The sequence below is a fragment of the Mesorhizobium sp. M0317 genome (assembly GCF_040321555.1).
Lineage (GTDB): Bacteria > Pseudomonadota > Alphaproteobacteria > Rhizobiales > Rhizobiaceae > Mesorhizobium.
In genome coordinates this window covers 1-13,320 of record NZ_JAMYRV010000016.1, presented here as the reverse complement: position 1 = coordinate 13,320, position 13,320 = coordinate 1, and the positions used below count along the sequence as shown (strand labels likewise).

Genomic DNA, 13,320 nt, shown 5'->3' with positions numbered 1-13,320 from the left:
TTCGCGCGGCGTACTCTGCGAATCACGATGAAACCAAAACGGCCAGGACGGCGGCGCAGTCACCGGCTTTGACCACGCCGGGGAAATGCCGCGCCGCCAGAATGCCGGACATTTTTGCCCGGATTTCCTGCGGAGCGATGCCGGTGCGGCCGGTGGAATGGATGCGCCCCAGCACCGAGCCTTCTTTCACAGGCTCGCCGAGATCGACCATGGTTTCGATCATGCCGTCGTCCTCGGCGAAGGAGAAGCAATCGCCCGACGGCATGTCGAGCCACTGCGTCGGGCTCTTCTCTACTGCACCGGCGACAATGCCGGCATGACGCAGCACATTGCTGATGCCGCGCCGCGCAATCCGCACCGTCTGTGCGCGCGAAGTGCCGCCGCCGCCAAGCTCGGTGCTGACGAAGACCTTGCCCATTTCCTCCGCCGCCGTGTCGTACATGCCGACGGAGTCGATCTCGATCATGCGCATCGAGAACGGGGCAGAGAACGCCGCGACCGCATCGAAGGCTTTCTGCTCCAGCGCCTTGTCGGGCACCGTGTGGGCGGCACAGAAGGGCACGAAATCCAGTGTCTTGCCACCGGAGTGGAAGTCGAAGACGAGGTCGGCGCGGGGCAGCAATTCGCGCTGGAAATAGTCGGCGATCTTTTCCGTCACCGTGCCGTCGGGACGGCCGGGAAAGCTGCGGTTCATATTGCCCTTGTCGATCGGCGACGTCCGCGTGCCGGCGCGGAAGGCCGGATAGTTCATCGCCGGCACGATGATCACCGTGCCGCCGACTTGCTTCGGATCGAGCGTGCGGGCGAGGTCGTAAAGCGCCAGCGGCCCCTCATACTCGTCGCCATGATTGCCGCCGGTGAGCAGGGCAGTCGGCCCCTTGCCGTTGCGGATGACGCAGATCGGGATCATCACCGAGCCCCACGCCGAGTCGTCGCGGCTGTAGGGCAGGCGCAGGAAACCATGTTGCACGCCGTCCTTGTCGAAATCGACGGTCGGGGCGATCGGGGATGGGCGGAGGCTAGGCATCGGGCTCAATTCTTCACCACCAGTTTGCGCGGTACATTGGCGAGGCACTCTACACCGGTTTCGGTGATCAGGATGGATTCGGTGATTTCCAGTCCCATGGTCTCCAGCCAGAGACCGGTCATGAAATGGAAGGTCATGCCAGGCTTGAGTTCGGTGCGGTCTCCAGGGCGCAGGCTCATGGTGCGTTCGCCCCAATCCGGCGGATAGGAGAGACCGATGGAATAGCCGGTGCGGTTGTCCTTGACGATGCCATATTTCTTCAACACGGCGAAAAAGGCGTTGGCGATGTCCTCACAGGCATTGCCGGGCTTTGCCGCCGCCAGCCCCGCCTCCATGCCTTCCAGTGTCGCCTTCTCGGCATCGAGGAATTCCTGTGTCGGCTTGCCGAGAAAGACGGTGCGCGACAGCGGGCAATGGTAGCGGTTGTAGCAGCCCGCGATCTCGAAGAAGGTGCCCTCGCCCGACTTCATCGGCTGGTCGTCCCAGGTGAGATGCGGCGCCGAGGCGTCGGCGCCCGACGGCAGCAGCGGCACGATCGCCGGATAGTCGCCGCCGACGCCATCGACACCGCGCGTGCCGGCATCGTAGATCTCGGCGACCAGATCGCATTTGCGCATGCCGACCTGGATCTTGTCGACGATGCGCTGGTGCATGGCTTCGACGATCCGAGCCGCCTTGCGCATATAGTCGATCTCGGTTGAACTCTTCACGGCGCGCTGCCAGTTGACCAGCGCTGTCGCGTCGACGAAGCGGGCGTTGGGCAGGTGCTTCTGCAACGCGGCGAAGGCGGCCGCCGAGAACCAGTAATTGTCCATCTCGACGCCGATGGTCAGCTTTCCCCAGCCGCGATCACTGAGGACGCTTGCCAAAAAATCCATCGGGTGGCGCTCGGTCGACTGCACGTAGTGGTCGGCATAGCCGACGATGTTGTCATGCGCGAGATAGGCGGTGCGCTTGGCGCCATTGGCATCCTGGCCGCGACCGTACCAGACCGGCTCGCCCGATGGTGGCACGATCACCGCCTGATGCACATAGAACGACCAGCCATCATAGCCGGTCAGCCAGGCCATGTTGGATGGGTCGCTGATAACAAGCAGATCGACGCCTTTCCCCTCCATGGCTTTTCGCGTCTTGGCGAGGCGATCCGCAAATTCGCCACGCGAGAATTTTAGGTTCGGCTGCATTGTTCTTGGTCCTCGTTTGTTGGGCCTGGAGCCTGTTTCAACTTTGTTGGAAACAGGCTCGTCGTTCTTGTTTGAACGTGATCTCTGGGAAAAACCGGGTTGCACTTCCGGATCACGCTTTGGCCAGCATCAGCTTTCAAAAATGGTTCCGGCATTGGCCGCCCGCGCCCGGTTGCGAGCGAGCGTGGCGATCGCCGTATCCTGCACGCCGGTGCCGGTGAGGTCGGCGATGGTGATGTCGCTGGGTGAGCGCCTTCCGTGCCGTTCGCCGGCGATGATCTGGCCGAGTTCGGTGACCGCGGCATCGGCTCCCATCACGCCCGATGCGATGGCGTGATGCAGTTCTCCCAGACGCCGTGTCTGCTTGGCGCTGTCGGCGACATAGAGATCGGCCATGCGCAGGATCGCCGGCGCGATCTCGTTCTTGTGTTCGGCATCCGAGCCCATGGCGGTGATGTGCTGCCCGGCAACGACAAAGCCGGCCTTGATCAGCGGCTCGGTCGACGGCGTGGTGGTGACGATGATGTCGGCGCCGATGGTTGCTTTGGCTGAATCCGGCTCGGCGCGCACGAGAATACCTAGTTTTTCGCGCAGCGCGCCTGCGGCCGTCTCCGCCTTGACCGCATCGCGCGCCCAGATACGTGCCTCGGCGATCGGCCGCACCAACATGAGTGCTTCGAGTTGCAGCCCGGCTTGCACGCCGGCGCCGAAGATTGCGGCGACGGACGAATCCGGCCGCGACAGATGCTTCGCCGCGACGGCGCCGGCAGCAGCGGTGCGGACATCTGTGAGATAGCCATTGTCGAGCAGCAGCGCCTCGACCACACCGGTTCTTGCCGAGAGCAACACCATCATGCCGCCCCCGCTGGGCAGACCGAGCTTCGGATTGTCGAAGAAGCCCGAGCTAATTTTGACGGCGAAACCTTCTATTCCTGGCACATAGGCGGACTTCACATCCACCTCGCCGCGCTGCTCGTGAATGTCCAACCGCAGAATCGGCGGCATCGCCACCGGCAATGTGGCGAGCGCGCGGAAAGCGTTTTCGACGCAGGCGACCGCGTCGAGATCGAGCGGCACGATTGTGCGCAGTTCCTTCTCGGTGAGGATGGTCATCGGACTCATGTGTCGCGCTCCGTACTAGCGCGCACCACGAAGGATAGTGTTCCGTCACACCCCCCTCTGGCCTGCCGGCCATCTCCCCCGCAAGGGGGGAGATTGGACTGCACTCCTGCCTTCGCCAATCTCCAGCGCAGCAAGAATAGCGACCGCATCGAAGCTGCCGATCTCCCCCCTTGCGGGGGAGATGTCCGGCAGGACAGAGGGGGGTGGGCGGGAATTCGGCGTGGGAGAGTTTTCATGCCGCGCGCTCCGCGATTGCGTCACCGCAGACGATCTTGCGATGCGTGTTCATGTCGATATTGCGGCCCGAGAGAAGAACGACCACCGGCCCGGTCGCCCTGACCTTGCCGACGAGTAGCGCAGCGATGCCGACCGCTCCGGCGCCTTCGACGATCTCGCGCTCCTGTTCATAGGCATGGCGGATGCCGGCGGCGATCTCGTCCTCGCTGAGCAGGATGACGTCGTCGAGCAGATCGCGGCACATGGCGAAGGTCAGCCGGTTGCCGAGACCGACGCCGCCGCCGAGCGAATCCGCCAGCGTCGGCAGTTCTTCCACCTCGACCGGGCGACCGGCATCCAGGCTCGCCTTCATCGCAGCACCACGCGCCATCGAAACGCCGATGATTTTTGTCCCGGGGCTGACGCCCTTGACGGCGGCGGCGATGCCCGAGGCGAGTCCACCACCGGAGAGTTGCACCAGGACGAGAGCGGCATCCGGGACCTGCTCGATCATCTCCAGTCCGAGCGTGCCTTGCCCGGCGATGATGGCCGGGTGGTCGAAGGGCGGCAGCATCACCAGTCCCTCCTGCGCCACCAGCCGTTCGACCTCCTGCTGCGCCTCGTCCTGACTGTTGCCGATGATGCGGACATCCGCGCCAAGCCGACGGATTTCGTCGAGCTTGTTGCCCGGCACCAGTCGCGACATGCAGATCACCGCACGCATGCCTTCGAGCTTCGCAGCATGGGCCAGCGCACGGCCATGATTGCCGGTCGACGCCGCGACCACGCCGCGCGCCTTCTCCTCGGCGCTCAGCGAAGCAACGGCATTCGAGGCGCCGCGCAGCTTGAAGCTGCCGGTGGTCTGGCGGTGTTCAAGCTTGAGGTGGACGGGGATGCCCAGTCGTTCGGAAAGGCTGTGAGATAACCCTGTCGGCGTGCGTTCGATTTTGCCGGCAATTCGCTCCCGGGCGGCACGAATATCGTTAAGGGTGACTGTCGTCATGATCGTCAATCGCGCGGCAAAGGCAGCGTCATCAGACGGCCAAATTCGGGATGCGACGTCCCGTCGCCACACAACCGCAAACAATTCCAGGCGCTGGCCTGATTGCTGGTGACGACCGGGCGGTCGATCGCCTGTTCCATGCCGGGAACCGCGAGCGCTCCGCGCAATGCGGTGCAGGACACGAACAGTGCATCGGCCTGCGCATGCGTCGCCTCACGAGCTAGGTCGACGATCGCTGCCGGCGCAATGCGCGCCATCTCGCGATCGTCCTCGAAGCCGAGGCAGGTGAAGCTGACGATCTCAAAGCCGCGCTCGCCGAAATACGTCGCCATCGGCCTGGAGGTTTCGACGGTGTAAGGGGTGAGGATGCTGATCTTTTTCGCGCCCAGCGCCTGCAGCCCGCGCACGCCGGCCATCGGCGGCGTGACGACGGGAACACCCGGCTTGGCAGACTGGATCGCGGCCTCGATTTCAGCGTCGCCAATCACTACCGAGGCCGAGGTGCAGGAGTAGCAGATCGCGTCGAGGTTTTCGTCGGGCAGGATCAACGCCGCACCCGCCGCCAGCTCGGGCTGCATCTTGCGAAGGTTTTCCGGCGTCGTCGGATTCTTGTAGGGAATGCGCGCGACATAGACGCCGACCCGCTCGCTCGCCACCATGCGGCGGAAATCCGGTTCGCTGGTGTGGTCGGTGGCAAGGATGATCAGGCCGACGCGCTTTTCCAGCGGGCGCGCATCGAGCGCCGGCCTTGTCGGCATCAGCCTGATTTCGGGCAGCGGTTTCATCTTGAGAATTACCTTTCGATCTTGCCGTAGCGATGTTCAAGCCAGCGCAGCAGCACGACCGAGAAGAGGCTGATGACGAGGAAGAAAGCGCCGACCAGCGTGATCGGCTCAATGTAGCGGTAGTAGGTGTTGGCGACGCTCTTGGCCTGGTTCATCAGCTCCAGCACGGTGATCGCCGATAGCAGCGGCGTCTCCTTGAACATGGCGATGAAATAGTTGGCCAAAGCCGGGATCATCGGTGGGATCGCTTGCGGAATGATGATGTTGGTCCAGGTCTGCGTGGCGCTCAGATTGCAGGCCTTGGCCGCCTCCCACTGGCCGCGCGGCACGTTGTCGATGCCGGCGCGATAAACTTCCGCCGTGTAGGTGCCGTAGTGCAGGCCGAGCCCGATGACGCCGGCGACCAAGGGCGGCAAAAGGATGCCGAAATCCGGCAGGACATAGAAGATGAAATAAAGTTGCACCAGAAGTGGCGTGCCGCGGATGAATTCGGCCGCCCAGCCGATGCTGCGTGACAGGACCTTGTTGGGCGAGCGTCGCGCCAGCGCGATGCCCAGACCCACGACAGCGGCCAGCACGGAGCCGAGCAGCGTTGCCAGGATGGTGATCTTCACGCCCTGGATCAGCGTCGGCAGGATCTCCCAGACGAAGTTCCAGTCCCAATCCATCAGACGCGCACCCGGTCGAGGCCGCGCGCCATGCGGCGTTCCAGAGAACGCACGCCCCAGGAGATGATCAGCGCCAGGGCGAAATAGATGATCAGGATGGTGGTGAACGGCGCCAGCGTGTTACCGGTCTGCGAGCGCACGACCTGCGCCTGAAAGGTGAGATCGGCGAGCGAGATCAGCGACACCACGGAGGTCGCCTTGAGCAGTTCGATGGCATTGTTGCCGAAGGTCGGCAGCATGACCAGCAGCGCCTGCGGCAGGATGACATGGCGCATGCCTTGCCAGCGGCCGAGGTTGAGCGCGATGCAGGCCTCATATTGTTCGCGGCCGACCGACTGGATGGCGCCGCGTACCACCTCGGCCGCATAGGCGCCGACATTGAGGCCCAGCGCCAGCACACCCGCCTGCAGGGGGGTCAGTTCGAGGCCGATCAACGGCAACACGAAATAGGCAAAGAACAGCTGCACGAAGATCGAGGTGCCGCGGAAGAATTCTATATAGGCGGTGGCCAGCCAGCGCAGCGCAAAGAAGCGCGACACGCGGCCCATGCCGGCGAGGAAGGCCATGATCAGGGCGAGCACCGACCCCATCAGCGTCAGCTCGATGGTGACAAGCGCTCCCTGCAATATCAGGCCGAGGTAGCCGGACCACTGGGTCATTCGGGTTCCAACGGTTGGGTTCTAGCTCCTTCTCCCCGTACACGGGGAGAAGGAGCCGGCAGACAGATGAGGGGCAGCGCTAAATTCTCAGAACCTGGCGCCGCCCATCATCCGGCCCTTCGGGCCACCTTCTCCCCGTGAACGGGGAGAAGGCAAAACGGCCCTATTTCGCCGCGCAGAGTTTGTCGCGCGTGGTCGACATCGCTGCTGCCGCCGAGAAGCCGTAGGGCTCGATGATCTTGGCGAACTCGCCGGATTTCTTCAGTTTGGCGAGTTCGCCATCGAAGGCATCGCGCAGCGCCTCATCGCCCTTCTTGAAAGCGGCGCCGTCACAATAGACTGGCGCGCCGACCACCGGGGCGATGACTTCGAGGTTCGGATCGTTGGCTTTCTTGACGAGGTCGTTGATCGACAAGACGGGCAGCGAATAGGCGTCGATGCGGCCGTCCTGCAGCATCTTCAGGCCGCTCTGGCCGTCCGGCACGACGATGACGCGCTCGCGCGGCACGCCGGCGTTGAGCGCCAGCTTCTCCTCGGTGCCGCCACCGGGCGCGCCGATGGTGGCTGACGTGTCCTTGGCGACGTCCTCGTAGCTTTTGAAGCCCTTCGGATTGCCCTTCTTCACCAACATCGCCTCGGCGTCGCACAGCACCGGCTCGGAATAGACGACCGCCGCGCAACGCTCCGGCTTCATGAACAGGCCGGCGGTGACGACGTCGAAGCGGCCGGCCTGCAGGCCGGGGATCATCGCGCCATATTCGGAGATCGAAGCGACGATGTCGGCAACACCGAGACGCTTGAAGACCTCGCGCGCCACGTCGGGCGCCGCACCCGAAACTTTGCCGTCGGCGGCGACCGCCGTATAGGGCGGCTCGTTGGCGATCGCGACGCGGGCAAAGCCCTGCGCCTTCAATTGCTCGAGCTTGCTGTCATCGGCCGCACCGGTGCTCGACGCGGCGAGCACCGCCGTCAGTGCGAGACCGGCGACGCCGGCCAGAATGCCAAGTTTCTTCATTGTTCCCAACTCCTTGTTGTCTTCTTGGTTTTGTCTGGGGCGGTCTTCCGCCCCGCAAAGCGGTCAGACACGATGTCCGGCCGCGATGATCTTCTTCAGGAAGCCTTGCGTGCGCTCCTGCTTTGGATGGCGGAAAATCTCGTCTGGTTTGCCCTCTTCGACGATCTTGCCGCGGTCGAAGAACAGCACGCGGTCGGCGAAGTCGTGGGCAAAGCCCATCTCGTGGGTGACCAGCAGCATGGTCATGTCGGTCTCTGCGGCGAGCTTGCGCATGACATTCATCACCTCCTCGACCAGCTCCGGATCGAGGGCCGACGTCACCTCGTCGAACAGCATGATCTTCGGCGACAATGCCAGCGCACGGGCAATCGCCACGCGCTGCTTCTGGCCGCCGGACAGCTGCGCCGGCATCGACTTCGCCTTGTCAGCCATGCCGACCATGTCGAGCAGTTCCATGGCCCGCTTTTCAGCGGCGGCGCGAGGCGTGCCCTTGGTCAGCATCGGCGCCAGCGTGACGTTATCCATGACGCATTTGTGCGGAAACAGATTGAACAGCTGGAAGACCATGCCGATCTTCTGCCGCATCTTGGTCAGGTGCCGCTCGTCGGCGGGCAGCAGCTGGCCGTTGCGCTCCATGTGGTAGAGCTGCTCGCCATCGATCTGGATATGGCCGCCGTCGATCTTCTCCAGCGTCATCAGGATGCGCAGGATCGTCGTCTTGCCCGAGCCGGACGGGCCGATCAGCGCCAGCTTCTCGCCGGGCATGACCTGCATCGACAGGCCGTCCAGCACCTTGAACGAGCCGAAGCTCTTCGAAATGGCGTCGACCTTGATGATGGGTGAGGACAAATGAATTTCCCCTGCTGGAGAAGCCTGTGCCCTTAACGATGCGGAACGCGCCAAATCATGTCAATTGGGAAAATAAAATCATGACAATATTTCCGGCGTGCATGATTCCAGGGCAATTTCCGCTCAGATAGCGAGCAGCAGATGCTCCGGATCGCCAAGCAGCAGCTTGGTGACAACGCCTAAGCCGGCGCGCAGTTCCCCCTCGGTGGTCGAGCCTAGCGAGATGCGCACCGCCGGATGCCAGGGCGCATCCGAGATGCGGAAGGAGGTGCCGGGCGCGATCGCCACGCCTTGCAGGCGGGCCTGGGCGACGAAGCTTTCCTCGGCACGGTCCGCGGGCAGTTGCAACCAGACATGCAGCCCGTCGCGCCTGGCGCGATAACCAACCCCGCCCAGCACCTCGGCTGCGATGTCCTGGCGGCGGCGCAATGCCGCGCGCTGCCAGCGAACGAGTTCCATCGCCGTGCCGTCGGTCACCCATTTGGTGGCGATCTCGGCCACCAGCGGCGTCGCCATCCAGTTCGACACTAGATGCCGGTTGGCCACCGCCGCGACGTAGCGGTCGGGCGCCGCGAGATAGCCGATGCGCAGGCCAGGTACGGTGATCTTGGTGAAGGAAGTGACGTAGAGCGTGCGCTCCGGTGCAAAGGCGGCGACCGGCGGCGGCCGGTCCTCGACCAGCGGACCCAGCACATCGTTCTCGATGATGGCGATGTCGTGCTTGCGCGCGACCGCGGCGATCTCTTCGCGCCGTCTGGCGTCCATCAGCGTCGCCGTCGGGTTGATCACCGACGGTTGCACGAATACCGCGCGAATGTCGGTGAGCCGGCAGACCTCGTCCAACGCCTCCGGGATCAGGCCATTGCCGTCGATCGGCAGGCCTTCCAGGTTGAAGCCGAGATAGCGCGCCAGCGGCACAAGCGTGTGGTGGCCGATGGCCTCAGTGGCGACGGTCGAGCCCGGCGGCGCCACGCTCATCAGCGCTACGGTCATCCCAGCAGTGGCGCCGTTGGTCAGGCTGATGTTCTGCGCGGAGACGTTAAGCCCGCACAGTTTCAGCCATTCGACCGCCACCGCGCGGTGGCGCGGAAACACCATGTTGGGCCGAAACGACAGCGCCGAACTCGATGGCAGGTTTTCGGCCAGCCAGCCCAGCGCCTGCTTCAGCCGCTCCAGATGCATCGGCTCGCAGACCGGCTTCAGGATCGATAGGTCGATGACCTCGCCGAGGCGCTCCGGCAGATAGGGCGGCTCCGGTTCACGGCGCTGCGTCTGGACAAAGCTGCCGCGGCCGATCTCGCCCGAGATGAGGCCGCGCCGGATCAGTTCCTCATAGGCGCGGCTGACGGTCTGCACCGACAGTTTCAGATCGTCGGCCAGCCGGCGATGCGTCGGCAGCCGCGCGCCATTGGCCAGCCGCCCGTCATGAATGGCGCGCGCGAACTGGTCGGCCAGCGATTGATAGGCTGGCCGGCGGAGGAGCGCGGGGTCGGGTTGCCATAATGTCATGACTTATTAGAGATCGAAATCAGTGCAATTGACAATCGAAATAATGCGCCGTCATGGTGATGCCGATAAAAAAGCGGACGCCGATGACATCAGCGAAACTCGACGCGATCGACCTCAGGATACTCGACGTCATCCAGCGCGACGGGCGCATCACCAAGCTGGCGCTGGCCGAACAGGTCGGGCTGTCGCCGACGCCGTGCTGGATGCGGTTGCGCAAGCTGGAGAAGGCCGGCATCGTCTCGGGCTATCACGCAAGGATCGCCATGCGCGTCGTGGCGCCGGTCGCAACGGTGCTGATGGAGGTGACGCTGGCCAGCCATCGCCAGGCCGATTTCGACCGCTTCGAACGCGTCATCCGCGACATCCCCGAGATCGTCGCCTGCTGGTCGGTTGGCGGCGGCGTCGACTATGTGGTGAAGGTGATGGCGCGCGACATCGACGCCTATCAGCGGCTGGTCGACGGCTTGCTGGAGCGCGAGATCGGCATCGACCGCTACTTCACCTACATCGTCACCAAGACGGTGAAGGACGAAATCGTGCTACCGATAGCCGACCTGTTGCCGGCGTCGGCATAAGCCCGGAGAGAATGTCTGTCGGGACGGCACAATAGAGAGACTCTCTCTCCTTCAGGGCGTCGAAACAGTCTCTCTGTCTGCATGTGACCGATAGTCTTCCCGCATCGTCCGAACCGGGAGGCCTCGACCATGTCCGCGCATTTTGCCCGCTCGCATCGCCATGAGGCGCTCGACCGCCTCTCCGACCGCCGGCTGCTGCGCGAGCTTGCCTATGTCGATGGGCATTGGACCGCGAGCGAAGCGGCCGAAAGCTTTGAAGTCACCGATCTGGCCACAGGCGCGACGGTCGCGTTTGTCGCCGCGCTCGATGCGCAGCAAACGACAAGGGCAATCGGTGCCGCCGCGCGTGCCTTCCCGACTTGGCGGTCACTGCTGCCGCAGGAGCGGTCCAGAATTCTGCGAAAATGGTTCGAGCTGATTATAGGTGCGAAAGACGATCTCGCTCTGCTGATGACTTTGGAACAGGGCAAGCCGCTGCAGGAATCGCTCGGCGAAATCGACTATGCCGCCTCTTTCGTCGAATGGTATGCCGAAGAGGCAAAGCGCCTCAACGCCGAGAGCGTCACCAGCCATCTGCCGAATGCCGAGATGATGGTGCGGCGCGAGCCGCTCGGTGTCGTCGGCGTCGTCACGCCCTGGAATTTTCCGGCGGCCATGCTGACCCGCAAGGCGGCGGCCGCCCTTGCCGCCGGCTGCACCATCGTCGCGCATCCTTCATCCGAGACGCCGCTGTCGGCGCTGGCACTGGCCGAACTCGGCGAGCGCGCCGGCATCCCCGCCGGTGTCTTCAACGTCATCACCGGAAAGGCTGCAATCATCGTCGGCCGCATGTGCGAAGACCCGCGCGTCCGCGCCATGAGCTTTACCGGCTCGACGGAGATCGGCCGGTTGATCGCGGCACAGAGTGCTCCGACGATGAAGCGGCTGGTGATGGAGCTTGGCGGCCATGCGCCGCTGATCGTCTTTGCCGATACCGATCTGGACAAGGCGGTGAGCATCGCCATCGATGCCAAATTCGCCACCTCCGGCCAGGACTGCCTCGCCGCCAACCGCATCTACGTCCAGCGCCCCATCTACGATCGCTTCTGCGCCGCTTTTGCCAGGCGTACCGAGGCGCTGCGCACCGGCAACGGCCTTACCGACAAGATCGACATCGGGCCGCTGATGCATGAGCGTGCCGTCGCAAAGGTCGAAGAGCAGGTCGCCGATGCCATCGCTCGTGGCGCGCGCTGTCTCACCGGCGGCAAGCGGCATCAGGCCGGGCCGCTGTTCTACCAGCCGACGCTGCTGGCCGACGTGCCCGACGAAGCGCTGATCATGCGCGAGGAGACCTTTGGGCCGGTCGCCGCCGTCACGCCGTTCGACAGTGAGGACGAAGTGATCGCCCGTGCCAACGCCACAGAATATGGCCTGGTCGCCTATGTCGTTACGGAGAACGGCGCCCGCCAGCAGCGCCTGGGCCGCGCGCTCGACTACGGCATGGTCGCCATCAACCGCGTCAAGATCACCGGAGCGCCGATCCCCTTCGGCGGCGTCAAGCAATCCGGCATCGGGCGCGAAGGCTCGCGCCACGGGCTCGAAGCTTTCACCGATCTCAAATATCTCTGTTTAGATGTGGCTTAGGCCTCACCCGGATTTCTCAAGGAGTCAAAAATGCTCGACCAATCCAACGAACTCAACGCTTGGGATCGCGACCATTTCTTCCATCCCTCGACCCATATGGGCACACACGCACGCGGAGAATCGCCCACGCGCATCATGGCCGGCGGTGAAGGCGTCACCGTCTGGGACAACAATGGCAAGAAGAGTATCGATGCCTTTGCCGGGCTCTATTGCGTCAATGTCGGCTATGGCCGCCAGAAGATCGCTGACGCCATCGCCACCCAGGCGAAGAACCTCGCCTACTACCACGCCTATGTCGGCCACGGCACCGAGGCGTCGATCACGCTGGCCAAGATGATCATCGACCGCGCGCCGAAGGGCATGTCGAGGGTCTATTTCGGCCTCTCCGGTTCCGACGCTAACGAAACCAACATCAAGCTGATCTGGTACTACAACAATGTGCTGGGCCGGCCGGAGAAGAAGAAGATCATCTCGCGCTGGCGCGGCTATCACGGCTCGGGCGTGATGACGGGATCACTGACCGGGCTCGACCTGTTCCACAATGCCTTCGACCTGCCGCGCGCACCGGTCCTGCACACCGAGGCGCCCTATTACTTCCGCCGCGCCGACCGCTCGATGAGCGAGGAGCAGTTCTCGCAGCATTGCGCCGACAAGCTTGAGGAGATGATCCTGGCTGAAGGTCCCGAAACCGTCGCCGCTTTCATCGGCGAGCCGATTCTCGGCACTGGCGGCATCGTGCCGCCGCCGGCCGGCTACTGGGAGAAAATCCAGGCGGTGCTGAAGAAATATGACGTGCTGCTGGTCGCCGACGAGGTGGTGACGGGCTTTGGCCGTCTGGGCACCATGTTCGGCTCCGACCATTACGGCATCAAGCCGGACCTGATCACCATCGCCAAGGGCCTGACCTCGGCCTATGCACCGCTGTCGGGCGTCATCGTTGCCGACAAGATGTGGCAGGTGCTGGTGCAGGGCTCCGACAAGCTTGGCTCGCTCGGCCATGGCTGGACCTATGCGGCGCACCCGATCTGCGTTGCCGCCGGCGTCGCCAATCTCGAACTGATCGACGAGATGGACCTGGTGACAAA

Annotated in this window: 13 protein-coding genes; 3 read left to right on the top strand and 10 right to left on the bottom strand. The window is 63.8% G+C overall.

The genetic code is table 11. The features are described from left to right. Window positions 1–22: 22 nt before the first annotated feature. From doeB to ehuR, 10 genes are all read right to left on the bottom strand, one after another. Window positions 23–1,027, bottom strand: coding sequence for a N(2)-acetyl-L-2,4-diaminobutanoate deacetylase DoeB (gene doeB, locus NKI88_RS13785; RefSeq protein ID WP_352655645.1), 1,005 nt, complete (start codon window positions 1,025–1,027; stop codon window positions 23–25). Window positions 1,028–1,032: 5 nt separating this feature from the next. Then, window positions 1,033–2,211 (bottom strand): ectoine hydrolase DoeA, encoded by a 1,179-nt coding sequence (doeA, locus tag NKI88_RS13780; protein ID WP_352655643.1) that lies wholly within the window; start codon window positions 2,209–2,211, stop codon window positions 1,033–1,035. Between the two features lie 129 nt (window positions 2,212–2,340). Beyond that, entirely contained in the window at window positions 2,341–3,333 is a 993-nt protein-coding gene (locus tag NKI88_RS13775; RefSeq protein ID WP_352655641.1) for a cyclodeaminase, read from the bottom strand. 232 nt (window positions 3,334–3,565) lie between these two features. After that, a complete protein-coding gene (eutB, locus tag NKI88_RS13770; RefSeq protein ID WP_352655639.1) occupies window positions 3,566–4,552 on the bottom strand; it encodes a hydroxyectoine utilization dehydratase EutB in 987 nt (328 codons plus the stop codon). A 5-nt stretch (window positions 4,553–4,557) separates the two neighbouring features. Continuing rightward, window positions 4,558–5,337 carry an ectoine utilization protein EutA gene (eutA, locus tag NKI88_RS13765; protein ID WP_352655637.1) on the bottom strand — a complete coding sequence of 260 codons (780 nt, stop codon included), beginning with the start codon at window positions 5,335–5,337 and terminating at the stop codon, window positions 4,558–4,560. Between the two features lie 8 nt (window positions 5,338–5,345). After that, complete coding sequence (ehuD, locus tag NKI88_RS13760; protein ID WP_023692236.1) at window positions 5,346–6,005, bottom strand: ectoine/hydroxyectoine ABC transporter permease subunit EhuD; 660 nt, start codon at window positions 6,003–6,005, stop codon at window positions 5,346–5,348. Continuing rightward, window positions 6,005–6,664, bottom strand: coding sequence for an ectoine/hydroxyectoine ABC transporter permease subunit EhuC (gene ehuC / locus NKI88_RS13755; protein WP_352655634.1), 660 nt, complete (start codon window positions 6,662–6,664; stop codon window positions 6,005–6,007). The genes ehuD and ehuC overlap by 1 nt, the downstream gene beginning before the upstream one ends. A gap of 163 nt (window positions 6,665–6,827) precedes the next feature. After that, window positions 6,828–7,679 (bottom strand): ectoine/hydroxyectoine ABC transporter substrate-binding protein EhuB, encoded by an 852-nt coding sequence (ehuB, locus tag NKI88_RS13750; protein WP_352655632.1) that lies wholly within the window; start codon window positions 7,677–7,679, stop codon window positions 6,828–6,830. A 63-nt stretch (window positions 7,680–7,742) separates the two neighbouring features. Further along, the gene (ehuA, locus tag NKI88_RS13745) at window positions 7,743–8,528 is read right to left on the bottom strand and encodes an ectoine/hydroxyectoine ABC transporter ATP-binding protein EhuA (protein WP_023682675.1); all 786 of its coding nucleotides are present in this window, start codon (window positions 8,526–8,528) and stop codon (window positions 7,743–7,745) included. Window positions 8,529–8,651: 123 nt separating this feature from the next. Next, on the bottom strand, window positions 8,652–10,037 hold the full coding sequence (ehuR, locus tag NKI88_RS13740; protein WP_023804419.1) for a MocR-like ectoine utilization transcription factor EhuR: 1,386 nt from the start codon (window positions 10,035–10,037) through the stop codon (window positions 8,652–8,654). Window positions 10,038–10,120: 83 nt separating this feature from the next. On the opposite strand from ehuR, the gene NKI88_RS13735 reads away from it, so the two are divergent. From NKI88_RS13735 to NKI88_RS13725, 3 genes are all read left to right on the top strand, one after another. Then, window positions 10,121–10,612 carry an Lrp/AsnC family transcriptional regulator gene (locus NKI88_RS13735; protein WP_352655630.1) on the top strand — a complete coding sequence of 164 codons (492 nt, stop codon included), beginning with the start codon at window positions 10,121–10,123 and terminating at the stop codon, window positions 10,610–10,612. 129 nt (window positions 10,613–10,741) lie between these two features. Further along, a complete protein-coding gene (locus NKI88_RS13730; protein WP_352655628.1) occupies window positions 10,742–12,235 on the top strand; it encodes an NAD-dependent succinate-semialdehyde dehydrogenase in 1,494 nt (497 codons plus the stop codon). A gap of 30 nt (window positions 12,236–12,265) precedes the next feature. Further along, window positions 12,266–13,320: aminotransferase class III-fold pyridoxal phosphate-dependent enzyme (locus NKI88_RS13725; RefSeq protein ID WP_352655626.1), on the top strand; the 1,055-nt coding region annotated here is incomplete at its 3' end.

Excerpts from the sequence above, each read along its gene's own strand:
- NKI88_RS13775 (WP_352655641.1), bottom strand. The coding sequence starts at position 3,333 with ATGAGTCCGATGACCATCCTCACCGAGAAGGAACTGCGCACAATCGTG.
- doeB (WP_352655645.1), bottom strand. The coding sequence starts at position 1,027 with ATGCCTAGCCTCCGCCCATCCCCGATCGCCCCGACCGTCGATTTCGAC.
- NKI88_RS13730 (WP_352655628.1), top strand. The coding sequence starts at position 10,742 with ATGTCCGCGCATTTTGCCCGCTCGCATCGCCATGAGGCGCTCGACCGC.
- eutB (WP_352655639.1), bottom strand. The coding sequence starts at position 4,552 with ATGACGACAGTCACCCTTAACGATATTCGTGCCGCCCGGGAGCGAATT.
- ehuD (WP_023692236.1), bottom strand. The coding sequence starts at position 6,005 with ATGGATTGGGACTGGAACTTCGTCTGGGAGATCCTGCCGACGCTGATC.
- doeA (WP_352655643.1), bottom strand. The coding sequence starts at position 2,211 with ATGCAGCCGAACCTAAAATTCTCGCGTGGCGAATTTGCGGATCGCCTC.
- eutA (WP_352655637.1), bottom strand. The coding sequence starts at position 5,337 with ATGAAACCGCTGCCCGAAATCAGGCTGATGCCGACAAGGCCGGCGCTC.
- ehuB (WP_352655632.1), bottom strand. The coding sequence starts at position 7,679 with ATGAAGAAACTTGGCATTCTGGCCGGCGTCGCCGGTCTCGCACTGACG.
- ehuR (WP_023804419.1), bottom strand. The coding sequence starts at position 10,037 with ATGACATTATGGCAACCCGACCCCGCGCTCCTCCGCCGGCCAGCCTAT.
- ehuC (WP_352655634.1), bottom strand. The coding sequence starts at position 6,664 with ATGACCCAGTGGTCCGGCTACCTCGGCCTGATATTGCAGGGAGCGCTT.
- NKI88_RS13735 (WP_352655630.1), top strand. The coding sequence starts at position 10,121 with ATGACATCAGCGAAACTCGACGCGATCGACCTCAGGATACTCGACGTC.